The sequence below is a fragment of the Streptomyces sp. NPDC085866 genome (assembly GCF_044541035.1).
Classification (GTDB): Bacteria; Actinomycetota; Actinomycetes; order Streptomycetales; family Streptomycetaceae; genus Streptomyces.
Genome location: NZ_JBITSQ010000010.1, coordinates 186,528 through 208,192, shown reverse-complemented (window position 1 = coordinate 208,192; position 21,665 = coordinate 186,528). Strand labels below are relative to the sequence as shown.

Below are 21,665 nucleotides of genomic sequence, written 5' to 3'. Positions count from 1 at the left end.
TCGGTCAGGCCTCCGTTCCGGTGCTCTCAGCCGGAGCGGACGCGGGAGCCTCGGCCTTGGGGGCCTCGGCGCCGGCAGCCTGCTGCGGCTTGCGACCGCGCCGCTCGCCACCACGGCCACCACGGGCCGGGCGGTCGGCACCGCCACGGGCCGGGCGGTTACCCGCACGGGCCGCAGCGTTCTCGGCGCGGACCTCGGCGATGTTCTTGACGTCGCCCTTGTAGATCCAGACCTTCACGCCGATGCGGCCGAAGGTCGTCTTGGCCTCGAAGAAGCCGTAGTCCACGTTCGCACGGAGCGTGTGCAGGGGCACGCGGCCCTCGCGGTAGAACTCCGAGCGGGACATCTCGGCGCCACCGAGGCGGCCGCCGCACTGGATCTTGATGCCCTTGGCGCCGGCCTTCATCGCCGACTGCATGCTCTTACGCATGGCGCGGCGGAAGGAGACGCGGGAGGAGAGCTGCTCGGCAACGGCCTGGGCCACGAGCTGAGCGTCGGTCTCGGGGTTCTTGACCTCGAGGATGTTCAGCTGGACCTGCTTGCCCGTGAGCTTCTCGAGGTCGCCGCGGATGCGGTCGGCCTCGGCGCCACGGCGGCCGATGACGATGCCCGGACGAGCGGTGTGGATGTCCACCCGCACGCGGTCACGGGTGCGCTCGATCTCAACCTTCGAGATACCGGCGCGCTCCATGCCGGACGTCATCATCCGACGGATGGCGACGTCTTCCTTGACGTAGTCCTTGTACAGCTTGTCGGCGTACCACCGGGACTTGAAGTCCGTGGTGACACCGAGCCGGAACCCATGCGGGTTAACCTTCTGGCCCATTACCGGGTTCCTTCCTTGCTGCTGACGACCACGGTGATGTGGCTGGTCCGCTTGCGGATCCGGTAGGCACGGCCCTGGGCACGCGGACGGAACCGCTTCAGGGTCGGACCCTCGTCGACGTACGCCTCGGAGATGTAGAGGCTGTCGGCGTCGGTGTGGTCGTAGTTGTGCGCGGCGTTGGCGATGGCGCTGTCGAGCACCTTGCCGACCGGCACGGAGGCTGCCTGCGGAGCGAATCGCAGAACAGCCTGGGCCTCCGTGGCGTCCATGCCACGGATGAGGTCCACCACGCGGCGGGCCTTCATGGGCGTGACGCGGATGTACCGCGCCTGGGCCCTGGCTTCCATGGTTGTCCCTTCAGTTACTTACGTGTCTGAATGCGATCCGCTACTAGCGGCGCTTCGACTTCCGGTCTTCCTTGACGTGGCCCCGGAAGGTGCGGGTCGGCGAGAACTCGCCGAGCTTGTGGCCGACCATCGACTCGGTGACGAACACCGGGATGTGGGTCTTGCCGTTGTGCACCGCGAGCGTGTGGCCCAGCATGGCCGGGACGATCATCGAGCGGCGGGACCAGGTCTTGATGACGTTCTTGGTGCCGGCTTCGTTCTGGGCGTCCACCTTCTTGATCAGGTGGTCGTCGACGAAGGGCCCCTTCTTCAGGCTACGAGGCATCTCAACCCGTCCTTAGCGCTTCTTGTTCGTCTTGCGGCGGCGGACGATGTACTTGTTCGACGCCTTCTTGGGCGAACGAGTACGGCCTTCCTTCTTGCCCCACGGGGACACAGGGTGGCGACCACCGGAGGTCCGGCCCTCACCACCACCGTGCGGGTGGTCAACCGGGTTCATGACGACACCACGGACGGTCGGGCGAACGCCCAGCCACCGCTTACGGCCGGCCTTACCCCAGTTGATGTTGCTCTGCTCGGCGTTGCCGACCTCACCGATGGTGGCGCGGCAGCGGACGTCGACCAGGCGGATCTCACCGGACGGCATGCGCAGGTGGGCCATCGAGCCCTCCTTCGCGAGCAGCTGCACGGAGGCACCGGCGGAGCGGGCGAACTTGGCACCGCCACCGGGACGGAGCTCGATCGCGTGGATCGTGGTACCGACCGGGATGTTGCGGATGGCCAGGTTGTTGCCCGGCTTGATGTCGGCCCCGGGACCGTTCTCGACGCGGTCACCCTGCTGCAGGTTGCGCGGGGCGAGGATGTAGCGCTTCTCGCCGTCGGCGTAGTGCAGCAGCGCGATGCGCGCGGTGCGGTTGGGGTCGTACTCGATGTGCGCGACCTTCGCCGGCACGCCGTCCTTGTCGTGACGACGGAAGTCGATCACACGGTAGGCGCGCTTGTGTCCGCCACCCTGGTGGCGAACGGTCACACGACCGGCGTTGTTACGGCCGCCCTTGCTGTGCAGGGGGCGGACCAGCGACTTCTCCGGCGTGGACCGCGTGACCTCGACGAAGTCGGCGACGCTGGCGCCACGACGGCCCGGCGTAGTCGGCTTGTACTTGCGGATTCCCATTTCTCAGTCCTCGTCCGATATCGGACGATCCGGACCGCCCTTAGGCGGTCGGACCGCCGAAGATGTCGATACGGTCGCCCTCGGCGAGGGTCACGATCGCGCGCTTGCTGCCGGCACGCTGACCGAAACCGGTCTTCGTGCGCTTGCGCTTGCCCTGGCGGTTGATCGTGTTGACCCCGGTGACCTTGACCGAGAAGACCGCCTGGACGGCCTGCTTGATCTGGGTCTTGTTGGCGTTCGGGTCGACGATGAACGTGTACTTGTTCTCGTCGAGGAGCGCGTAGCTCTTCTCGGAGACGACCGGCTTGAGCAGCACGTCACGGGGGTCCGTGTACGACTTGCTCAGCGGGGTCTCGACGGTGTTCTTGCCCTCGGTGGCGTGGCGACGCGCCTTGGCGACGCGCGCGGCCTTGGCTGCCTTGGCGGCCTTCGAGGCAATGCTCGGGTGACGCGTAGCCATCAGGCCTCGCTCCCTTCGGTGTCAGCGGCCTTGGGGCCAGACACGAAGGACTCGAAAGCGGCCTGGGTGAAGACCACGTCGTCCGAGACGAGAACGTCGTACGTGTTCAGCTGGCCCGGCTCCAGGATGTGGACCTGGGGCAGGTTGCGGGCGGACAGCCACGCGGCCTCGTCGGCGCGCTCGACGACCAGGAGCAGGTTCTTGCGCTCCGAGATCTTGCCGAACAGGCTCTTCGCGGCCTTGGTGGACGGGTTCGCACCCTCGACCACGCCGGAGACGACGTGGATGCGGTTGTGACGCGCCCGGTCGGTGAGGGCACCGCGCAGGGCGGCGGCCTTCATCTTCTTCGGGGTGCGCTGCGAGTAGTCACGCGGCACGGGACCGTGCACGACGCCACCACCGGCGAACTGCGGCGCGCGGGTCGAACCCTGACGGGCGCGACCGGTGCCCTTCTGGCGGTAAGGCTTCTTGCCACCACCACGGACCTCGCCACGGGTCTTCGTCTTGTGCGTGCCCTGACGGGCAGCGGCCAGCTGCGCGACGACGACCTGGTGGATCAGCGGAACGCTGACCTTGGCGTCGAAGATCTCCGCGGGGAGCTCGACGGAACCGGCCTTGTCGCCCGCCGGCGAAAGGATGTCAACAGTGCTCATCGGTTACCTCAGGCCCCCTTGGCCGCGGTGCGGACCAGGACGAGGCCGCCGTTCGGACCGGGAACCGCGCCCTTGATGAGCAGCAGACCCTTCTCCGCGTCAACGGCGTGGACGGTCAGGTTCTGGGTGGTGACCCGCTCGTTGCCCATGCGACCCGCCATGCGGAGGCCCTTGAACACGCGGCCCGGGGTGGCGCAGCCACCGATGGAACCGGGCGAGCGGTGCTTGCGCTGGGTGCCGTGTCCGGCGCCGAGGCCCTTGAAGTTGTGACGCTTCATGACACCGGCGAAGCCCTTGCCCTTGCTCTTGCCGGTCACGTCGACCTTGATGCCGGCCTCGAACACCTCGGCGGTGATCTCCTGGCCGAGGGTGTACTCGCTGGCGTCAGCGGTACGGATCTCGACGAGGTGGCGGCGGGGAGTGACGTCGGCCTTGGCGAAGTGGCCCTTGAGGGGCTTGTTCACCTTGCGCGGGTCGATCTCGCCGAAAGCGATCTGGACGGACTCGTAGCCGTCGACATCGTTCGTACGGACCTGGGTGACGACGTTGGGGCCGGCCTTGACGACGGTGACCGGAACAACGCGGTTGTTCTCGTCCCACACCTGCGTCATGCCGAGCTTCTCGCCCAGGATGCCCTTGATCTGCTTAGCCATTCTCAGCTCACCGACCCTCAGAGCTTGATCTCGATGTCGACACCGGCCGGGAGGTCGAGTCGCATCAGAGAGTCAACGGTCTTGGGGGTGGGGTCGAGAATGTCGATCAGGCGCTTGTGCGTGCGCATCTCGAAGTGCTCGCGCGAGTCCTTGTACTTGTGCGGCGACTTGATGACGCAGTACACGTTCTTCTCAGTGGGCAGCGGCACCGGGCCCGCGACCGACGCACCAGTGCGGGTCACCGTCTCGACGATCTTCTTCGCCGAGGAGTCGATGACCTCGTGGTCGTAGGCCTTGAGCCGGATGCGGATCTTCTGTCCCGCCATGGCTACTCAGTAGTCCTGTCTCTTCAACGCTCTGGAACCCGGCATTCCTGTCTCCTCCTCCGACCCACGCGGTCGGGCGTGTCGCGCTCCCGCTGACACAGATGTCCCTTGTTCGAACATCCCTGCGGGGAATGCACACGGCCCTTCCGGAACCGCAAGCCGGGGGCGGAAGGCCCACCGGGCGCCTGGCCGGTGCCGCACCACACTTCCCGGAAGATTCCCGTACGTCCGCCCCAGTGCTGCCCGCAGGCAGTTAGGGCGACGAGTACTGTGGGACTCGCTTCCGGTCCTCCCGGCGGGAGGCGCGCAGCATCAACACTCGACCGAGCAACTCCGACAGTCTGCCATATGGGGCGGGGGCCTGGCCAATCGGGCCGGAGAGAATACCCCCAGGGTGACGTAGGTCAAACACAGGCCCGATGGCCATGAGCCGTCGATCTTGAGAGGTCCGTGCCGCGCGTGATGGGCTGGTCACTGATCATGAACGATCACGACCACCCAGGGGGAGAAATGACAGCCGCCGAGCCGACCGCGACACCGTCCGGCGCCCCGGACGCACCCACCGAGGCCTGCCGCCGCAAGGCCGACCGCGTCGAGAAGTGGTCGATCGCGTGGATGCTCATGGCCATGGTCATGTGGGGCGTGTTCCTCTTCCTGCTCCTCGCGGACTACGGCCCCCAGATCCACTCCTACGACGGCACCGAGTCCCTGTGCCGGGGCCCGCTGATCGAGCCCTCCCCCACGAACAACGGGTGCGGCCACGACGAGCTGCGCCAGTGGCCGGCACTCCTGGGCATCCTCGCCCTGGCGGTCGTACCGACGGTCGCCGCGGCGGCGACCACGGTGTACGCCAAGGTCCTCTCGCGCCTGGCTCAGTTCAGGGCGGCGGGTTCCGAGCAACCGTGACGCTCGGCCGAGCGCACGGCGAACGCCCTCAGTGACCGTGTCTCCAGTCGGGGATCGGGCGGCACGAGTCCGTCACCCCCGTCGAGCGGCTCCACCGTGTACAACGCGCTGCCCGCACCACAGGACGCCGTCGTCCAGTACAGCCCGTCCGAACCACCTGACGCGCCGAGCAGTTCCCTGCCGCGCGGCGTCTCCAGGCGGGCGCTGCGCGTGAAGGGGCCGTAGTAGGAGGAGACACGGAACCTGCGCTCGGACTCCCCCCGCACCACCGTCACCAGGACACAGTCCTCGACCGGTGCCGCACTGTCCGCCGCGGCCTCGAATGCGGGCGAGTCGATTCCCGCGCAGGTGCCGGTGGCCTTCCCCGCCGCCTTCAGCGTGCGGACGGAGCTGGCGGGAACCCGCTCGATCCGGCTCCCGGGCTTCGCCCCGCACCCCCACTTCTCCGCGGCGTTCGCCAGCGTCCCGGTGGTGATGCGCGCGAGCCGGGCCTCCTGGTCCGCGGCCGTGAGTCGTTCCGCGTCCGCGTCGCGATGGGCGGCGACGCTCACCACCACGACGCCGTCCCGCTGTTTCCCACACGGCAGCCAGGCCGCCGCGTACGCGCTCTCCTCCCCGCTGTTGAGAACGCCGGCCCAGTCGCCGCCCATGGGTGCGACGAGTGCCCTGGCCTTGTGCGAGTCGGCCCGGTCCAGCCGGGCCAGCAGGCGCGCGTCGTCCGTGCTGCGCCGGATGAGGACGTCGAGCGACGCCTTGCCCACCCCCGGGTCCGTGACACGGCAGTCGGTGCCGTCCCCCTCCTCGACGGCACGCAGCCGGTCGGCACCCAGCATCGGCCCCGCCTCGGCGTGCTCCAGCATCCCCTGGCAGGCGGACGACAGTGACCTCTGGTCCTGCCAGGAGTCCCAGGTGCCGGTGGCGTAGAGGGCTCCGGCGGCGGCAGCTGTGAGCACCTGCAGCTCCCACTCGGCGTGCGCGTCCTTGAAGCCGGCGCCGGTGTCCCAGCCGCTGAACTCCCGTACGACAGCGGCCGAGCCCTCGTCGGCGTGGCTGCCGGCCTTGTCCGTCCCCGGCCGGATGTCCACCCGCAGCGCCTTGACCGCGGCTCTGTTGCCGGACGTACTGGTCTTGAGGTCGGCAGCGCCACCACCGCCTCCGCCGTCAGCGGCGGCACTGTCCAGCCGCATCCCCCCTTGCCGCCGTGCCAGCGCCGCAGCCTTTAACTGCTCCCATTCGTCCCACGCCATGTATTCCCTTTCCCCCGTGCGCGGTTGTCGTCGCGCGCCACGTCGCAGGCTGAATACGCGCCTGCGATCACCCTCGTCATCAACACCATCCACCAAGATCACCAAGACGATTGAGGGCCTGCCTACGCGTTTCCAACGCCTTCTTATTTGCAGCCGAGGGTCTTGACGGTGGCAGGAAAGTAGGCACGCATGAACTTTTCGATGTCCTTGCGATGGGTTTGGTCTGTTAGTTTGATTTGGGGGAGTTGAAGGGTGAGAGTGAAGTAGTTGCCACCTTTGGTTTTGCAAGGGGCTTGGGAGATTGCCCCGTCGGTGCCGACGATTGTCTTGTAACCAAAACTGATACTGCGCGGATCAGTGATGCCGGAGACTACACCGGTGTCCTCGGCCAGATACATCAAGTCTGTCGCTACGGGCCGCCAGGAGAAGCGGAAACTGAGCATCACATCGCTTCCCGCGAAGGCCAGGCAGGGCGCCGTGACTGCCTGCGCCCGATCGACTCGGCTGTACTCGTGCCAACCCACGACCCTTGTCACGAGTCGATGAGTGAGCGCGGGGTCAATTCGCGTTCCGCAGATTACGTCCGGAACCTCGTTGTGCGCTGGACGGGCGCACGACACCAAGATCACAGCGAAGCTCAGACAAATGGCACGCAGGCATGCACTCATTTGGCCGCCACTCCGGACACACCAGTGGCATGGTCGATGCCATCCCCGGTGGACCTGTTGATCTCAGTCTGCGGATCAAATCGAGGGTCATCACCTGTTCGATGCGTCCTGGACCATTCCCGGGAGAGAGCCATCAATTGCTGGTTCCTGTCGGAATACATCTGGACATTGGCAGCCGTCTGCTTCGCATCCAGCCTCTTCTGCTCATCCTCCAGCCACTTATCCGTCACATAGTCAAAGCCGGCCTGCACATCACCGCTTGCCACAGGGATATAACTGATCGCCTTGTCGAAGATTGGCTTTGTTTCGAATTCCGCGGTCTTGGGGTCCCCCTGAGCCTGGATCCGAGCCTCTTCCAGAAAGCCGACAGTCCGACCGGCCCGACGGAGTGATTCCGCTGACTCGGTGTGGTCGCCGTGAATGTTCGCAACCATCGCCTGGTTCAGCCCCCCGTTCAAAACGCCGTAGGCACCCTTGTCCTTCGACACCTGTTTAGCCACCTCGAACAGCTGGTCCTGGGGAAGAGGCGAGTGCTGGATGTCGATCTCGCTCATGGACGCGTGAACCGTGGCGCCATGGTTGACCAGGATGTTGGCCATCGGACGGCGCAGCGAGGACGGGAAGTCGTCACCCCGGTCCGCCAAGCAGCCCAGAGCCGATGCAAAGACCGCATCGTTCGCACCGCTGTGCGCCACATAATGCGCGTGCTTGTCGGTGGGATCGATCCCCGTCGCCGCCGCCTGGAGCGCCGCCCCGAAACCCGCTCGGTCGTCTCCGTCGACGCGGGCCTCGTACGTGCCCACGTCCGAGTTCTTCGGATCATGCAGGGTGACCTTCCAGTCGCGCTCCTGCAGCAGGTACTTCATGTGCGCGTCCGAGCCCAGATAGTGCGCCGCCGTCTTCGGATCGTGGCTCATGATGCCGAGCACCCCGTCCACCGGATCATTGGCGAACCAGCCGCCCCGCGCGCCGGAGTACCCGCCCTTCATCCGCCAGATCCCGGGATCCTTCTTCTCCGCCGCGATCATGTCGTCGGTCAGGTCCTCGAGCATCTCCGGCGCATATCCGTGCCCCCGCTCCATGAGCGTCACCAGGGACTGATACCCCACCGCCTTGTCCAGCCGCTCCCCCTGTGCGTCCGTGGTGTAGCGCTCGACGCCGGCGTGCCGCATCGCCGCGCGCCAGCGCTTGTACCAGGCCGAGTCCGTGTCCCGCGCAGCCGTCGCCAGCGTGTCCGCCAGGCCCGTTTCGATCGAGGTGTACGCGCCCACGGCCCGCCCGCCCCGCACATGGATCAGGTCGTTCAGCTCGTTGGTCAGCCTGATCGTGCCCGCCGCACCCAGGTCGTCCAGCAGCGTGCGGGAGAACGCCTCGTCGGCGGAGTTGTCGCGGAACAGCCGTTGGAGTTCCGTCAGTTCGCGCCCCGAGAGAGGCCGGCCGGCGCTCAGCTTCGCCAGCGCCCCCTCCGCCTCCAGCGCCTCGTACCTCTCGACGTCCCCGATCGCCCTGCCGTTGAAGCCCCGGCCCCCGACCAGCGGGTCCGGGTCGACGACCGCCGCCGTCAGCGCGAGCTGGACGCCGGTGTCCGCGTCCGTCACGTCCCGCACCACCTTGTCGAGCCGGTCCTGCCAGGACCGTACGGCCGACTCGTCCCCCTCCCCCTCCTCACGGTCGGAGCCGGCACTGACCAGGCCTCGCTCCGACACCCGCATCCCCGCCGCCACCGCCTCCGCGCGCACCGCCACCAGCCGCCCCTGCAGCTCCGCGAACTGCGCATGCGCGTCGCGCAGCAGGGAGGCGATCGCCTTCGCCTCCGTCTGCGCGTACCGGAACTCCTTGAGGGTGACGTCGAAGCGCCCGTGCGCCGCCTCCGCGCTCATCCCCGTCCAGGCGGGTCCCGTCGTGATGCCGTACACATCCCGGCGGTACACCCGCTCCTGCTGCGCGAACTCCCCTGCCATGACCTCCCAACGCTCGGCGGCGGAGGTGAGCGCGGAGAGGTCGGCGCTCGTGATCTCGTGGTACGTCGGCATCCCCGGCCGTGCCCGTCAGTACCGGTCCAGCGGGGACAGCCGCCGGACCCGCGACCCGGCCGCCAGGTCCGCGGCCGTCAGCACCGTGTTCGCACTGCCCAGGGAGTCCCGCTCCGAGCCCAGCCGGTCCATCAGGTTCCGCACCTGACCGCCCCACGTCTCGTGGGCCTTCCGCAACGCCGCCGAGGTCAGCCAGCCGTCCCCGTCCCGCGCGCCGAACGCCTTGATCGCCGCGGCGGTCTCCTCGTCCGCCCGGTTCCCGGCCCTACGCGTCTGCGGCTCGATGTGGTCCTGGATCGCCCTGGCCGCCGCCCGCTTCTCGGCGGGCGAGGACGCCAGCCCCTTCGCCCCGTGACCAACGACCAGCCCGCCCACCGTCCACCCCTCGCCACGGCGCCGTAGCGCCATATCGCCGTGTCACAGCCGTCGACTCTCCAGCGGACCCGGGTACAGCGCCGGCAGCCCGCCCGTGTCGATCACGAGCCGCTGCAGCACCACCGTGGGATCCACTGTCCAGAACTTCAACCGGTGCACGCCGATCTTCGTCACGGTGTGATTCGTGGCCGTCGCGTTGACGACAAGCGTCCGCTGCCTGCTCCTACCAGTCGGCGATCACGCTTCGCCCGCGCAGACCCCCCGCGTCGGCGATCACACTTCGCCCGCGCAGACCCCCCGCTCATCGAGCAGGGGGTTCCCTGTTTGCCACAACGCACTAGGACAGCGAGCCAGGCGGAGGACCTCACTGCGGCGGAGGGGCCCACACGGCTGCGAGCCGTCGACGGTGACGGCTGCGGCGGACGGCGGTGACGACGACGGTCGCGTCTACGACAAAGGCAGCGAGGAAGCAGCCGACCCCGCGGCGATGCCGCCGATGCACAGGCCGTGCACAGGGCGCTGTGGGGATCCTGCGGAACGCGTGACGGAGCCGGTGCGGGGGATGAGCTCACGCAGGTGAACTCGATCTCAGCCACTCACGGACACGGCCATGTCCGTCAGGGGAACCGCACCGACCGCAGTACCCGCGCCGTCTCCGCGTGCCCGGTGTAGTCCAGGAAGAGCAGCTTGGACACCGGCAGGTACCAGGCCTGCGGTGAGAAGCGGTAGCCGTTCCCACAGGAGGCGTTCCAGCGGTCGTACCAGGCCTGGTGGGTGCCCACGGCGCGCAGGCCGGACGCCACGGGCGGCGTCGACGTACCGCTGACACCGTTGAGGGAGCCGTCCGCCAGACGCGGCTGGACGGGACAGGGCTGCACGTCGGTGGCGGAGTACCAGCCGCCGGGCTGGCCGGCCGCGTAGGGGCGATTCTCGTTGCCGGGGAGGTAGCCGGATTTGATGTCGAGGCCGGCGCAACCGAACATCTCGGGAAGTCCGGCCCGCTGCACGGGTTCGAGACAGGCGTCCGTGCCGTACCTGACCAGGGTCCAGCCCGGAGGTCTTTCGAACGACAGTCGGGCGAAGGTCACGCGCGGCCACACGGGGCGGGTGGATGTCGCAGCCGCGGACGGGGTGGTGCGGGCGGGCTTCGGCGAGGAGGACACCGATGCGCTGGGAGAAGACGCCGGGGACGGCGGAGTCGACCGGCGGGGTGTCGGGGACGCCTTGGCCGGGGTGGGGTCTGCCGCGGCACCGCTGTGCTCGGTGGGGCCGCATGCGGCGAGGGCCGCCACGGAAAGGATCGCAGCAACCGACAGCAGGGGTCTGTGGCGCTTCTTCATGGGTGGTCCAGGGTCGCTTCTGCGTCGTACGGGAGTGTGTCACCCGCCGGCCCGTCCGTGAGTCTCCCCTGCATAACGACTTGAACAGCGAAGAGGCCCGTACGACCGAAGTCGTACGGGCCCCTCCGACAGCTACCAGGTCGAAGACCCGGGCCGGATCAGCTCAAGATCACTTGTTGATCTTGGTGACCTGGCCGGCGCCCACGGTCCGGCCACCCTCACGGATGGCGAACTTCAGGCCCTCCTCCATGGCGACGGGCTGGATGAGCTCCACCTTCATCTCGGTGTTGTCACCCGGCATGACCATCTCGGTGCCCTCGGGGAGGGTCACGACGCCGGTCACGTCCGTCGTACGGAAGTAGAACTGCGGACGGTAGTTGTTGAAGAACGGCGTGTGGCGGCCACCCTCGTCCTTGGAGAGGATGTAGGCCTGCGCCTCGAACTCGGTGTGCGGGGTGACCGAGCCCGGCTTGATGATGACCTGGCCGCGCTCGACGTCCTCGCGCTTGATGCCACGGAGCAGCAGACCGACGTTCTCACCGGCCTGGCCCTCGTCGAGCAGCTTGCGGAACATCTCGATGCCGGTGACCGTGGTGGTGGTCTTCTCGGTCTTGATGCCGATGATGTCGACAGTCTCGTTGACCTTGAGGACACCACGCTCGATACGACCGGTGACGACGGTGCCACGACCGGTGATCGTGAAGACGTCCTCGATCGGCATCAGGAACGGCTTGTCGACGTCACGCTCGGGCTCGGGGATGTTCTCGTCCACAGCCTGCATCAGGTTGAGGACGGACTGGCCCCACTCCTTGTCGCCCTCGAGGGCCTTGAGCGCCGAGACGCGGACGACCGGCAGGTCGTCGCCCGGGAACTCGTACTCGGAGAGGAGCTCACGGACCTCGAGCTCGACGAGCTCCAGGATCTCCTCGTCGTCCACCATGTCGGCCTTGTTCAGGGCGACGACGATGTACGGAACGCCGACCTGGCGGGCCAGGAGCACGTGCTCCTTGGTCTGCGGCATCGGGCCGTCGGTGGCGGCGACCACGAGGATGGCGCCGTCCATCTGGGCAGCACCGGTGATCATGTTCTTGATGTAGTCCGCGTGACCGGGGCAGTCGACGTGGGCGTAGTGACGGGTCTCCGTCTGGTACTCGACGTGCGCGATGGAGATGGTGATACCGCGCTGGCGCTCCTCAGGAGCCTTGTCGATCTGGTCGAACGCCGAGGCCTCGTTCAGGTCCGGGAACGCGTCGTGCAGCACCTTGGTAATGGCGGCCGTGAGGGTCGTCTTACCGTGGTCGATGTGACCGATGGTGCCGATGTTGACGTGCGGCTTAGTCCGCTCGAACTTCGCCTTCGCCACTGGGGTCCTCCTGTGGAGTGGTTCTGAACGCCTTGCTTCATCGGCGCCAGGTGATCTTTGCTGGAAAGCCCGGAACCCGGGGCAAACATCCTGGAATGCGGGTGTTTGCCCCTTGAGGCTCCGGAGTCAAGCCTAAAGCGTGTGAACGCGGTGCGTTACTCGCCCTTGGCCTTCGCGATGATCTCCTCGGCGACGTTCCGCGGAACCTCGGCGTAGGAGTCGAACTGCATGGAGTAGCTCGCACGGCCGGACGTCTTGCTGCGCAGGTCGCCGACGTAACCGAACATCTCCGAGAGGGGCACGAGGCCCTTCACGACGCGGGCACCGGCCCGCTCCTCCATGGCCTGGATCTGGCCACGGCGGGAGTTGATGTCGCCGATGACCTCACCCATGTAGTCCTCGGGCGTGGTGACCTCGACGGCCATCATCGGCTCGAGCAGCACGGGGCTGGCCTTGCGCGCGGCCTCCTTGAAGGCCTGCGAACCGGCGATCTTGAACGCGAGCTCGGAGGAGTCGACCTCGTGGTAGCCACCGTCGATCAGCGTGACGCGCACGCCGGTCATCTCGTAGCCCGCGAGGATGCCGAACTGCATGGCCTCCTGAGCACCGGCGTCCACCGAAGGGATGTACTCCTTCGGGATACGGCCACCGGTCACCTTGTTCACGAACTCGTACGAGGCGTCGCCGCCCTCGATCGGCTCGATCGCGATCTGCACCTTGGCGAACTGGCCGGTACCACCAGTCTGCTTCTTGTGCGTGTAGTCGACGCGCTCGACGGCCTTGCGGATCGTCTCGCGGTACGCCACCTGCGGCTTGCCGACGTTGGCCTCGACCTTGAACTCACGGCGCATACGGTCGACCAGCACCTCGAGGTGCAGCTCGCCCATACCACCGATGATGGTCTGGCCGGTCTCCTCGTCCGAGTGGACCTGGAAGGACGGGTCCTCCTCGGCCAGGCGCTGGATCGCGACGCCGAGCTTCTCCTGGTCGCCCTTCGACTTGGGCTCGATGGCGACCTGGATGACCGGCGCCGGGAAGTCCATGGACTCCAGGATGACCGGGGCCTTGTCGTCGCACAGCGTCTCACCGGTCGTGGTCTGCTTCAGACCCATGACGGCGATGATGTCGCCGGCGCCCACCGACTCGATCTCCTCACGCTTGTTCGCGTGCATGCGGTAGATCTTGCCGATGCGCTCCTTCTTGCCCTTGACGGAGTTCAGCACGGCGGTGCCGGACTCCAGGCGGCCCGAGTAGACCCGGACGAAGGTGAGCTTGCCGAGGTGCGGGTCGCTCATGATCTTGAACGCCAGCGCGGACAGCGGCTCGTCGTCGGACGGCTTGCGCTTGACGACCGTCTCCGGGTCCTTCACGTCGTGGCCCTCGATGGCCTCGACGTCCAGGGGGGAGGGGAGGTAGCGCACGACCGCGTCGAGCAGGGGCTGAACACCCTTGTTCTTGAACGCGGTACCGCAGAACACCGGGGTGACCGTGGTGTCCTTGGACTTGCCGGACGCGATGGTGATACGACGGATCGCGGCGTACAGCTGCTCCACGGAAGGCTCGGCGCCCTCCAGGTACAGCTCCATGATCTCTTCGTCGTTCTCGGCCACGGCCTCGAGCAGCTTGCCGCGGTACTCCTCGGCAGCCTCGGTGTGCGTGTCCGGGATGTCGACGACGTCGTACATCTCGCCCTTGGTGGCCTCGGCGGACCAGACCAGGGCCTTCATCGTCACCAGGTCGACGACGCCCTTGAAGTCGGCCTCGGCACCGATCGGGAGCTGCATCACGATCGGCTGAGCGCCCAGGCGGTCAGAGATCATGTCGACGCAGCGGTGGAACTCGGCACCGGTCCGGTCGAGCTTGTTGACGAAGCAGATACGCGGAACGCCGTAACGGTCCGCCTGACGCCACACGGTCTCGGACTGCGGCTCAACACCGGCGACGCCGTCGAACACCGTCACGGCACCGTCGAGCACGCGCAGGGAACGCTCCACCTCGACGGTGAAGTCGACGTGGCCCGGCGTGTCGATGATGTTGATGGTGTGGTCGACGTCTTCCAGCGGCCAGTGGCAGGTGGTGGCAGCAGAGGTGATCGTGATGCCACGCTCCTGCTCCTGCTCCATCCAGTCCATGGTGGCAGCGCCGTCGTGGACCTCACCGATCTTGTAAGACACACCGGTGTAGAACAGGATCCGCTCGGTGGTGGTCGTCTTGCCCGCGTCGATGTGGGCCATGATCCCGATGTTGCGGACCTTGGCCAGGTCAAGTGAAGTGGTAGCCATAAGGCTTCAGTCTTCTCTCGGTCTCGATGTGGGTAGCGACTACCAGCGGTAGTGCGCGAAGGCCTTGTTGGACTCGGCCATCTTGTGCGTGTCCTCGCGCTTCTTCACAGCGGCACCAAGGCCGTTGGAGGCGTCGAGGAGCTCGTTGAGCAGACGCTCGGTCATGGTCTTCTCGCGACGGGCGCGGGAGTAACCGACGAGCCAGCGCAGCGCGAGCGTGTTGGCACGACCGGGCTTGACCTCGATCGGAACCTGGTACGTCGCACCACCGACACGGCGGGACTTGACCTCGAGGGTCGGCTTGATGTTCTCCAGCGCGCGCTTCAGCGTGATGATCGGGTCGTTGCCCGTCTTCTCACGCAGACCCTCCATGGCGCCGTAGACGATGCGCTCGGCGGTGGAGCGCTTGCCGTTCAGCAGCACCTTGTTGATGAGGGAGGTCACCAGAGGAGAGCCGTAGACCGGGTCGATGATGACCGGGCGCTTCGGGGCGGGGCCCTTACGAGGCATTCTTACTTCTCCTTCTTGGCGCCGTAGCGGCTGCGGGCCTGCTTGCGGTTCTTGACACCCTGGGTGTCGAGGGAACCGCGGATGATCTTGTAGCGAACACCCGGCAGGTCCTTCACACGGCCGCCGCGCACGAGCACGATGGAGTGCTCCTGCAGGTTGTGTCCCTCACCCGGAATGTAAGCGGTGACCTCGATCCCGCTGGTCAGACGCACACGCGCGACCTTACGCAGGGCCGAGTTCGGCTTCTTCGGGGTGGTCGTGAACACACGCGTGCAGACGCCACGACGCTGAGGAGAACCCTCAAGTGCGGGCGTCTTGTTCTTCTCGACCTTGTCCTGCCGGCCCTTGCGGACCAGCTGCTGGATCGTAGGCACTACTTCTCCGGTTTCTGTGTGCCGATAGGTACAGCTAACCTGGAACATCGCCGACCCACGCGGTCGGGTGTGTCGAATCTCGCGGACCTTTGCCGCAAGGCGAAAAAGGGCGCAGATTACGGTGGCCGGTGTCGGCTCGCCACGCGGTTGAAGGCACGCACGAGAGCCAGGGCACACCCCAGGCACAAGGTCTGAGCGTACCTACCTCATTCGCTGTGGTCAAAACAAATGGAGTCCGGCGGCCCCGAGCTGCGGGCGATGTCAAGCCGCTGTACCCTACGTGATCTTCGAATCGGCGATCGACGCATGTCAGGACGACCGGTGCGCCGGGGAGCGGGCCAGCCGGGCGGAGGGTCTCCGCGTGCGGGCCCGGCAGCGCGCGAACAGACTGGGACCCATGACCGCGCCGCAGGAGCCGCCGGCCGGCCCCCAGCCCCCGCCCGGGCGCTCCCCCGTGTCGACGTTCGTGGAGAAGGCGGCGCTCGTCGCGGCACCGGGGACCATCGCACTCGCCCTGCTGTACTACTTCGGCAGCCTCTACATCAGGGAGTACTACTCCACCCTAGGCGTGGTGCCCGAGGACCTCGGGATGTCCATCCAGAACGTCATGGCCAACAGCACGAGCGCGATCTTCCTTCCCCTGTGCGTCCTGCTGGCCGGCGGGCTGATCGTCTTCCTGGTGTTCGGCTGGCTGGAACAGGCGCTCGCCGGACCGGAGCATGCCGTGCGTCGCCGTGCGGCGATCATCCTGCTGCTCGCCGTCGGCATCGCCATGGTGTTCCTGGGCCTTCCGGCTCTCGTGGCGGACCCGGTGGTCCCCTTCCCGGCGGGCTGGCCACGCGTGTTCATGCCGGCCGTGATGGTGGCCGTGGGCTCCACGCTGGCCATCTGCGCGGTCCATCTGCGTCTCAACCAGGGGACCGGCCTCCGGGCCCGGCTGCGGACCCCTGACGGCGACCGTGTGTGGCTGGCCATCGGTGCGCTGCTCATCGGGCTGCTGACGGTGAGCCTGTTCTTCGACATGGCGCAGTACGCGGCGGTCGTCGGTCACAGCAACGCCAGGCTGGACGCGGAGCGGGGGTACAAGCGGCTGCCGGCCGTGGTGATCCATTCCCGGGTGCCCCTCACCCACAACGCGAGGGACATCGAGTTCAAGGACCACGGCAGCGCGAACGGGCCGTACCGGTACGAGTACCGGGGCTTCCGCCTCCTCGCGAAGGCGCCGACCCGCTTCTATCTGATCTCTCGCACCGCGCACTACAGGGACGGCGTGGTGGTGCTGCCCGACGACGGGACCGCCTGGCTGGAGATCCGCGCGCCCGGGAGAACGCCCGGCGCTACGTCTGCAGCTCCGGCGTCTCGTCCTCGGACGGGGTCTCCGGATCGGTGGTGACGGGCTCGGGGGTCGTGGTCCCCGGGGTGGTCGGGCCCGTGTCCGAGGTCGGGGTCTCGTCCGCCTCGCCGTGGATGGGTGCGGTGACGGTGGAGCCGTCGGCCATGGTGAGGGTCAACTCCCCGTCGTACGGCCCCGGTTCCGTCGGCGTGTACCGGAAGGTCACCGTGCAGCCGTCCGACGGCACCTCGCCCAGACACCCCTCGACGATCTCGACCTCTTCACCGTCGATCTCGCCCCTGACGTTCTGCAGGGGCGGGGGCGGCCGCTCCTGCGACGCCTTGATCTCCACGTCCCCTTGGACCGGCTCACCCACCTGAGTCCTCGACAGCTCGATGTCCGACGCGGAGGACTCCTCGTTGTCACCGTCCAGGAAGACGTCCGCGTCCGACTCGCCCGGGTTCGAGGTCGTCCCGGTCTCGTCCGGGGCCGGCGTCCCGGTTCCGTTCTCCTCCGTCTCGGAGGACTCCGTCTCGGTGGACTCCGTCTCGGTGGACTCGGTCTCGGTGGGCCCTGGAGGCGTCGGCCCGCCCCCGCAGGCCGCCGTCGCCGCCAGCACGGCCAGCACCGCCGCCACGACAAGACGCCGGGCAGTCGCTGAAGTCACGACGTCGACACCTCCGCCTCCGCTCGGCCGGGTTCGGCACAACCTCGCACACCGGCTGCCCGGGAAGCGTGGACGGACGTGGCTGACACGGGGCGATCACTCGAACGACAGACCCGAACAACACCGAAGGGCGGTCACCCCACAGGGTGACCGCCCTTCAGTTCAAGCTGCTCGCTTACTGGTTGTACGGACCGTAGTCGTAGTCCTCCAGCGGAACGGCCTGGCCGGAGCCGGTGCCGAACGGCGAGTAGTCGATGTCGTCGTAGCCGACGGCCGAGTACATCGCGGCCTTGGCCTCCTCGGTCGGCTCGACCCGGATGTTGCGGTAGCGGGACAGACCCGTACCGGCCGGGATGAGCTTACCGATGATGACGTTCTCCTTGAGGCCGATGAGGCTGTCGGACTTGGCGTTGATCGCCGCGTCCGTCAGAACTCGGGTCGTCTCCTGGAAGGAGGCGGCCGACAGCCAGGACTCCGTCGCCAGCGAGGCCTTGGTGATACCCATCAGCTGCGGACGACCGGAGGCCGGGTGACCGCCCTCCTGGACCACACGACGGTTCTCGGTCTCGAACTTCGAGCGCTCGACCAGCTCGCCGGGCAGCAGCTCGGCGTCGCCGGACTCGATGATCGTCACGCGGCGGAGCATCTGCCGGATGATGATCTCGATGTGCTTGTCGTGGATCGACACACCCTGCGAGTTGTACACCTTCTGGACCTCGCCGACCAGGTGGACCTGGACGGCACGCTGACCCAGGATGCGCAGCACGTCGTGCGGGTTGGTGGCACCCACGGTGAGCTGCTGGCCCACCTCGACGTGGTCGCCCTCGCGGACCAGGACCTTGGCACGCTTCGAGATCGGGAACGCCGTCTCGTCGCTGCCGTCGTCCGGGGTGACGACGATCTTCTTGGTCTTCTCGGTCTCCTCGATCCGCACGCGGCCGTTGGCCTCGGAGATCGGGGCGACACCCTTCGGGGTACGGGCCTCGAAGAGCTCGACGACACGGGGCAGACCCTGGGTGATGTCGTCACCGGCCACACCACCGGTGTGGAAGGTACGCATCGTCAGCTGGGTACCGGGCTCACCGATGGACTGGGCGGCGATGATGCCGACAGCCTCACCGATGTCGACCAGCTTGCCGGTGGCCAGCGAACGGCCGTAGCACATCGCGCAGGTGCCGACGTGCGACTCGCAGGTCAGGATCGAGCGGGTCTTGACCTCCTCGATGCCGTGGTGCACCAGCTGGTCGATGAGCACGTCACCGAGGTCCACGTTGGCCGGCGCGATCACCTTGCCGTCGATGACGACGTCCTCGGCGAGCATGCGGGCGTAGACGCTGGTCTCGACGTCGTCCGCCTTGCGCAGCACACCGTCGGCGCCGCGGTTGGCGATCCGCAGCTTCAGACCGCGCTCGGTGCCGCAGTCCTCCTCGCGGATGATGACGTCCTGCGAGACGTCCACCAGACGACGGGTCAGGTAACCCGAGTCGGCGGTACGCAGGGCGGTGTCCGCCAGACCCTTACGGGCACCGTGCGTGGAGATGAAGTACTCCAGCACGGACAGACCCTCACGGAACGAGGCCTTGATCGGACGCGGGATGGTCTCGTTCTTCGCGTTCGACACCAGACCACGCATACCGGCGATCTGCCGCATCTGCATCATGTTTCCTCGGGCACCCGAGTCAACCATCATGAAGATGGGGTTCGTCTTGGGGAAGTTCTCGTTCATCGCCTCGGCGACCTCGTTGGTCGCCTTGGTCCAGATCGCGATGAGCTCCTGAGTGCGCTCTTCCTTGGTGATCAGACCGCGCTCGTACTGCTTCTGGACCTTCTCGTCCTGCGCCTCGTAGCCGCGGACGATCTCCTTCTTCGCCTCGGGAACGACGACGTCGGAGATGGCCACGGTGACACCGGAACGGGTCGCCCAGTAGAAGCCGGCCGCCTTCAGGTTGTCGAGCGTCGCCGCCACGATGACCTTGGGGTAGCGCTCGGCGAGGTCGTTGACGATCTCGGAGAGCTGCTTCTTGCCGACCGAGTAGTCGACGAACGGGTAGTCCTCGGGCAGCAGCTCGTTGAAGAGCGCACGGCCCAGGGTCGTCCGCAGGCGGAAGGTGTCACCCTGCTGCCACTCGGGCTCGCCCTCCTCGCGGGCCGGCGGGGTCCAGCCGCGCGGCGGGATGGTGCCCACCGGGAAGCGGATGTCCACGGCCGACTGCAGCGCGAGCTCGCCGGCGTCGAACGCCATGATCGCCTCGGCCGTGGAGCCGAACGACCGGCCCTCGCCCTTGGTGTCACGCAGCTCGCCGTCGGTGGTGAGGAAGAACAGACCGAGGACCATGTCCTGGGTCGGCATCGTCACCGGACGGCCGTCGGCCGGCTTGAGGATGTTGTTCGAGGACAGCATCAGGATGCGGGCCTCGGCCTGCGCCTCCGCGGACAGCGGCAGGTGCACGGCCATCTGGTCACCGTCGAAGTCCGCGTTGAACGCGGTGCAGACGAGCGGGTGGATCTGGATGGCCTTGCCCTCGACCAGCTGCGGCTCGAAGGCCTGGATGCCGAGGCGGTGCAGGGTGGGAGCACGGTTCAGCAGCACCGGGTGCTCGGCGATGACCTCTTCGAGGACGTCGTACACGACGGTGCGGCCGCGCTCCACCATGCGCTTGGCGCTCTTGATGTTCTGCGCGTGGTTCAGGTCGACCAGGCGCTTCATCACGAACGGCTTGAAGAGCTCCAGCGCCATGGCCTTGGGCAGACCGCACTGGTGCAGCTTCAGCTGCGGGCCGACGACGATGACGGAACGCGCCGAGTAGTCGACTCGCTTGCCGAGCAGGTTCTGACGGAATCGACCCTGCTTACCCTTCAGCATGTCGCTGAGGGACTTCAGCGGACGGTTGCCGGGGCCCGTGACCGGGCGACCACGACGGCCGTTGTCGAAGAGCGCGTCGACGGCCTCCTGGAGCATGCGCTTCTCGTTGTTCACGATGATCTCGGGCGCACCGAGGTCGAGAAGGCGCTTCAGGCGGTTGTTGCGGTTGATCACACGGCGGTACAGGTCGTTCAGGTCGGAGGTCGCGAAGCGGCCACCGTCCAGCTGCACCATCGGACGCAGGTCCGGCGGGATGACCGGCACGCAGTCGAGCACCATGCCCTTGGGGCTGTTGCTGGTCTGCAGGAACGCGGAGACGACCTTGAGGCGCTTGAGCGCACGGGTCTTCTTCTGGCCCTTGCCGGTACGGATGATCTCGCGGAGACGCTCGGCCTCCTCCTCGAGGTCGAAGGACTCCAGGCGCTTCTGCAGCGCCGCGGCACCCATCGAGCCGTCGAAGTACGTGCCGAAGCGGTCACGCAGCTCGCGGTAGAGCAGCTCGTCGCCCTCGAGGTCCTGGACCTTGAGGTTCTTGAACCGGTTCCACACCTCGTCGAGGCGGTCGATCTCGCGCTGCGCACGGTCGCGCAGCTGCTTCATCTCGCGCTCGGCACCCTCGCGCACCTTGCGGCGCACGTCGGCCTTGGCACCCTCGGCCTCGAGCTCGCCCAGGTCGGTCTCGAGCTTCTTGGCGCGGGCCTCCAGGTCGGCGTCCCGGCGGTTCTCGATCTGCTGGCGCTCGACCGAGACGTGCGCCTCCAGGGAGGGCAGGTCGCGGGTACGGCGCTCCTCGTCGACGTACGTGATCATGTACGCCGCGAAGTAGATGACCTTCTCGAGGTCCTTGGGCGCCAGGTCCAGCAGGTAGCCGAGGCGCGAAGGAACACCCTTGAAGTACCAGATGTGCGTGACGGGCGCGGCCAGCTCGATGTGGCCCATCCGCTCACGGCGCACCTTGGCGCGCGTGACCTCGACGCCACAGCGCTCGCAGATGATGCCCTTGAAGCGGACGCGCTTGTACTTGCCGCAGTAGCACTCCCAGTCCCGGGTCGGACCGAAGATCTTCTCGCAGAAGAGTCCGTCCTTCTCGGGCTTGAGGGTGCGGTAGTTGATGGTCTCGGGCTTCTTGACCTCGCCGTGGCTCCACTGACGGATGTCGTCCGCGGTGGCCAGGCCGATCCGGAGCTCGTCGAAGAAGTTGACGTCGAGCACTATGCGTCAATCCCTCTCAGGGTCGTGAGTCTTTGGTCTGAAACGGGGGCCTG

The 21,665-nt window shown here is 67.2% G+C and carries 21 protein-coding genes and 1 pseudogene; 2 read left to right on the top strand and 20 right to left on the bottom strand.

What is annotated here, in order from left to right:
* Nucleotides 1–4: 4 nt before the first annotated feature.
* From rpsC to rpsJ, 8 genes are read right to left on the bottom strand one after another with little or no spacing between them, the layout of a single operon-like run.
* A complete protein-coding gene (gene rpsC / locus ACIF83_RS26225; RefSeq protein ID WP_003998826.1) occupies nucleotides 5–826 on the bottom strand; it encodes a 30S ribosomal protein S3 in 822 nt (273 codons plus the stop codon).
* Entirely contained in the window at nucleotides 826–1,173 is a 348-nt protein-coding gene (gene rplV / locus ACIF83_RS26220) for a 50S ribosomal protein L22 (protein WP_019329637.1), read from the bottom strand. Before rplV ends, rpsC begins: the two co-directional genes overlap by 1 nt.
* Nucleotides 1,174–1,216: 43 nt before the next feature.
* The gene (gene rpsS, locus ACIF83_RS26215) at nucleotides 1,217–1,498 is read right to left on the bottom strand and encodes a 30S ribosomal protein S19 (protein WP_023547380.1); all 282 of its coding nucleotides are present in this window, start codon (nucleotides 1,496–1,498) and stop codon (nucleotides 1,217–1,219) included.
* 12 nt (nucleotides 1,499–1,510) lie between these two features.
* Nucleotides 1,511–2,347, bottom strand: a complete 837-nt coding sequence (gene rplB / locus ACIF83_RS26210; RefSeq protein ID WP_353600330.1) for a 50S ribosomal protein L2 — start codon at nucleotides 2,345–2,347, stop codon at nucleotides 1,511–1,513.
* A gap of 40 nt (nucleotides 2,348–2,387) precedes the next feature.
* On the bottom strand, nucleotides 2,388–2,807 hold the full coding sequence (rplW, locus tag ACIF83_RS26205) for a 50S ribosomal protein L23 (RefSeq protein ID WP_145886671.1): 420 nt from the start codon (nucleotides 2,805–2,807) through the stop codon (nucleotides 2,388–2,390).
* Nucleotides 2,807–3,460, bottom strand: coding sequence for a 50S ribosomal protein L4 (rplD, locus tag ACIF83_RS26200; RefSeq protein ID WP_190018759.1), 654 nt, complete (start codon nucleotides 3,458–3,460; stop codon nucleotides 2,807–2,809). Before rplD ends, rplW begins: the two co-directional genes overlap by 1 nt.
* Nucleotides 3,461–3,468: 8 nt before the next feature.
* Entirely contained in the window at nucleotides 3,469–4,113 is a 645-nt protein-coding gene (gene rplC / locus ACIF83_RS26195) for a 50S ribosomal protein L3 (protein ID WP_020135811.1), read from the bottom strand.
* 17 nt (nucleotides 4,114–4,130) lie between these two features.
* The gene (gene rpsJ, locus ACIF83_RS26190) at nucleotides 4,131–4,439 is read right to left on the bottom strand and encodes a 30S ribosomal protein S10 (protein WP_003948644.1); all 309 of its coding nucleotides are present in this window, start codon (nucleotides 4,437–4,439) and stop codon (nucleotides 4,131–4,133) included.
* 510 nt (nucleotides 4,440–4,949) lie between these two features.
* Here rpsJ and ACIF83_RS26185 point away from each other — a divergent pair.
* Entirely contained in the window at nucleotides 4,950–5,345 is a 396-nt protein-coding gene (locus tag ACIF83_RS26185; RefSeq protein WP_398136958.1) for a hypothetical protein, read from the top strand.
* Here the strand turns inward: ACIF83_RS26185 and ACIF83_RS26180 are convergent.
* The 10 genes and pseudogenes from ACIF83_RS26180 to rpsL form a co-directional block, all read right to left on the bottom strand.
* Complete coding sequence (locus ACIF83_RS26180; RefSeq protein ID WP_399730449.1) at nucleotides 5,312–6,532, bottom strand: hypothetical protein; 1,221 nt, start codon at nucleotides 6,530–6,532, stop codon at nucleotides 5,312–5,314. The two genes, ACIF83_RS26185 and ACIF83_RS26180, sit on opposite strands and share 34 nt — an antisense overlap.
* A 203-nt stretch (nucleotides 6,533–6,735) precedes the next feature.
* Nucleotides 6,736–7,128, bottom strand: a complete 393-nt coding sequence (locus ACIF83_RS26175; RefSeq protein ID WP_399730446.1) for a hypothetical protein — start codon at nucleotides 7,126–7,128, stop codon at nucleotides 6,736–6,738.
* Between the two features lie 128 nt (nucleotides 7,129–7,256).
* Entirely contained in the window at nucleotides 7,257–9,293 is a 2,037-nt protein-coding gene (locus tag ACIF83_RS26170; RefSeq protein WP_399730443.1) for a hypothetical protein, read from the bottom strand.
* 15 nt (nucleotides 9,294–9,308) lie between these two features.
* Nucleotides 9,309–9,668, bottom strand: coding sequence for a hypothetical protein (locus ACIF83_RS26165; protein ID WP_393467572.1), 360 nt, complete (start codon nucleotides 9,666–9,668; stop codon nucleotides 9,309–9,311).
* A gap of 42 nt (nucleotides 9,669–9,710) precedes the next feature.
* A pseudogene (locus ACIF83_RS26160) lies at nucleotides 9,711–9,869 on the bottom strand (hypothetical protein); the annotation flags it as partial.
* 416 nt (nucleotides 9,870–10,285) lie between these two features.
* The gene (locus tag ACIF83_RS26155; RefSeq protein ID WP_399730440.1) at nucleotides 10,286–11,008 is read right to left on the bottom strand and encodes a hypothetical protein; all 723 of its coding nucleotides are present in this window, start codon (nucleotides 11,006–11,008) and stop codon (nucleotides 10,286–10,288) included.
* Nucleotides 11,009–11,177: 169 nt separating this feature from the next.
* Nucleotides 11,178–12,371, bottom strand: a complete 1,194-nt coding sequence (gene tuf / locus ACIF83_RS26150; protein WP_020941664.1) for an elongation factor Tu — start codon at nucleotides 12,369–12,371, stop codon at nucleotides 11,178–11,180.
* Nucleotides 12,372–12,526: 155 nt separating this feature from the next.
* Entirely contained in the window at nucleotides 12,527–14,653 is a 2,127-nt protein-coding gene (gene fusA / locus ACIF83_RS26145; protein ID WP_145886679.1) for an elongation factor G, read from the bottom strand.
* 39 nt (nucleotides 14,654–14,692) lie between these two features.
* Nucleotides 14,693–15,163 (bottom strand): 30S ribosomal protein S7, encoded by a 471-nt coding sequence (rpsG, locus tag ACIF83_RS26140; RefSeq protein WP_003992340.1) that lies wholly within the window; start codon nucleotides 15,161–15,163, stop codon nucleotides 14,693–14,695.
* A 2-nt stretch (nucleotides 15,164–15,165) separates the two neighbouring features.
* A complete protein-coding gene (gene rpsL / locus ACIF83_RS26135) occupies nucleotides 15,166–15,537 on the bottom strand; it encodes a 30S ribosomal protein S12 (RefSeq protein ID WP_003948652.1) in 372 nt (123 codons plus the stop codon).
* 397 nt (nucleotides 15,538–15,934) lie between these two features.
* Here rpsL and ACIF83_RS26130 point away from each other — a divergent pair, with 397 nt between their 5' ends.
* Nucleotides 15,935–16,930, top strand: coding sequence for a hypothetical protein (locus ACIF83_RS26130; protein ID WP_399730435.1), 996 nt, complete (start codon nucleotides 15,935–15,937; stop codon nucleotides 16,928–16,930).
* On the opposite strand, the gene ACIF83_RS26125 is transcribed toward ACIF83_RS26130, so the two are convergent.
* A complete protein-coding gene (locus tag ACIF83_RS26125) occupies nucleotides 16,875–17,537 on the bottom strand; it encodes a hypothetical protein (protein WP_399730432.1) in 663 nt (220 codons plus the stop codon). The two genes, ACIF83_RS26130 and ACIF83_RS26125, sit on opposite strands and share 56 nt — an antisense overlap.
* A 175-nt stretch (nucleotides 17,538–17,712) precedes the next feature.
* A complete protein-coding gene (locus ACIF83_RS26120; protein ID WP_393467563.1) occupies nucleotides 17,713–21,612 on the bottom strand; it encodes a DNA-directed RNA polymerase subunit beta' in 3,900 nt (1,299 codons plus the stop codon).
* Nucleotides 21,613–21,665: the final 53 nt, after the last annotated feature.

Bases quoted from the DNA above. Each gene is read 5' to 3' on its own strand.
- rpsC (WP_003998826.1), bottom strand. From the start codon at position 826: ATGGGCCAGAAGGTTAACCCGCATGGGTTCCGGCTCGGTGTCACCACG.
- rplV (WP_019329637.1), bottom strand. From the start codon at position 1,173: ATGGAAGCCAGGGCCCAGGCGCGGTACATCCGCGTCACGCCCATGAAG.
- rpsS (WP_023547380.1), bottom strand. From the start codon at position 1,498: ATGCCTCGTAGCCTGAAGAAGGGGCCCTTCGTCGACGACCACCTGATC.
- rplB (WP_353600330.1), bottom strand. From the start codon at position 2,347: ATGGGAATCCGCAAGTACAAGCCGACTACGCCGGGCCGTCGTGGCGCC.
- rplW (WP_145886671.1), bottom strand. From the start codon at position 2,807: ATGGCTACGCGTCACCCGAGCATTGCCTCGAAGGCCGCCAAGGCAGCC.
- rplD (WP_190018759.1), bottom strand. From the start codon at position 3,460: ATGAGCACTGTTGACATCCTTTCGCCGGCGGGCGACAAGGCCGGTTCC.
- rplC (WP_020135811.1), bottom strand. From the start codon at position 4,113: ATGGCTAAGCAGATCAAGGGCATCCTGGGCGAGAAGCTCGGCATGACG.
- rpsJ (WP_003948644.1), bottom strand. From the start codon at position 4,439: ATGGCGGGACAGAAGATCCGCATCCGGCTCAAGGCCTACGACCACGAG.
- ACIF83_RS26185 (WP_398136958.1), top strand. From the start codon at position 4,950: ATGACAGCCGCCGAGCCGACCGCGACACCGTCCGGCGCCCCGGACGCA.
- ACIF83_RS26180 (WP_399730449.1), bottom strand. From the start codon at position 6,532: ATGCGGCTGGACAGTGCCGCCGCTGACGGCGGAGGCGGTGGTGGCGCT.
- ACIF83_RS26170 (WP_399730443.1), bottom strand. From the start codon at position 9,293: ATGCCGACGTACCACGAGATCACGAGCGCCGACCTCTCCGCGCTCACC.
- ACIF83_RS26155 (WP_399730440.1), bottom strand. From the start codon at position 11,008: ATGAAGAAGCGCCACAGACCCCTGCTGTCGGTTGCTGCGATCCTTTCC.
- fusA (WP_145886679.1), bottom strand. From the start codon at position 14,653: ATGGCTACCACTTCACTTGACCTGGCCAAGGTCCGCAACATCGGGATC.
- rpsG (WP_003992340.1), bottom strand. From the start codon at position 15,163: ATGCCTCGTAAGGGCCCCGCCCCGAAGCGCCCGGTCATCATCGACCCG.
- ACIF83_RS26130 (WP_399730435.1), top strand. From the start codon at position 15,935: ATGACCGCGCCGCAGGAGCCGCCGGCCGGCCCCCAGCCCCCGCCCGGG.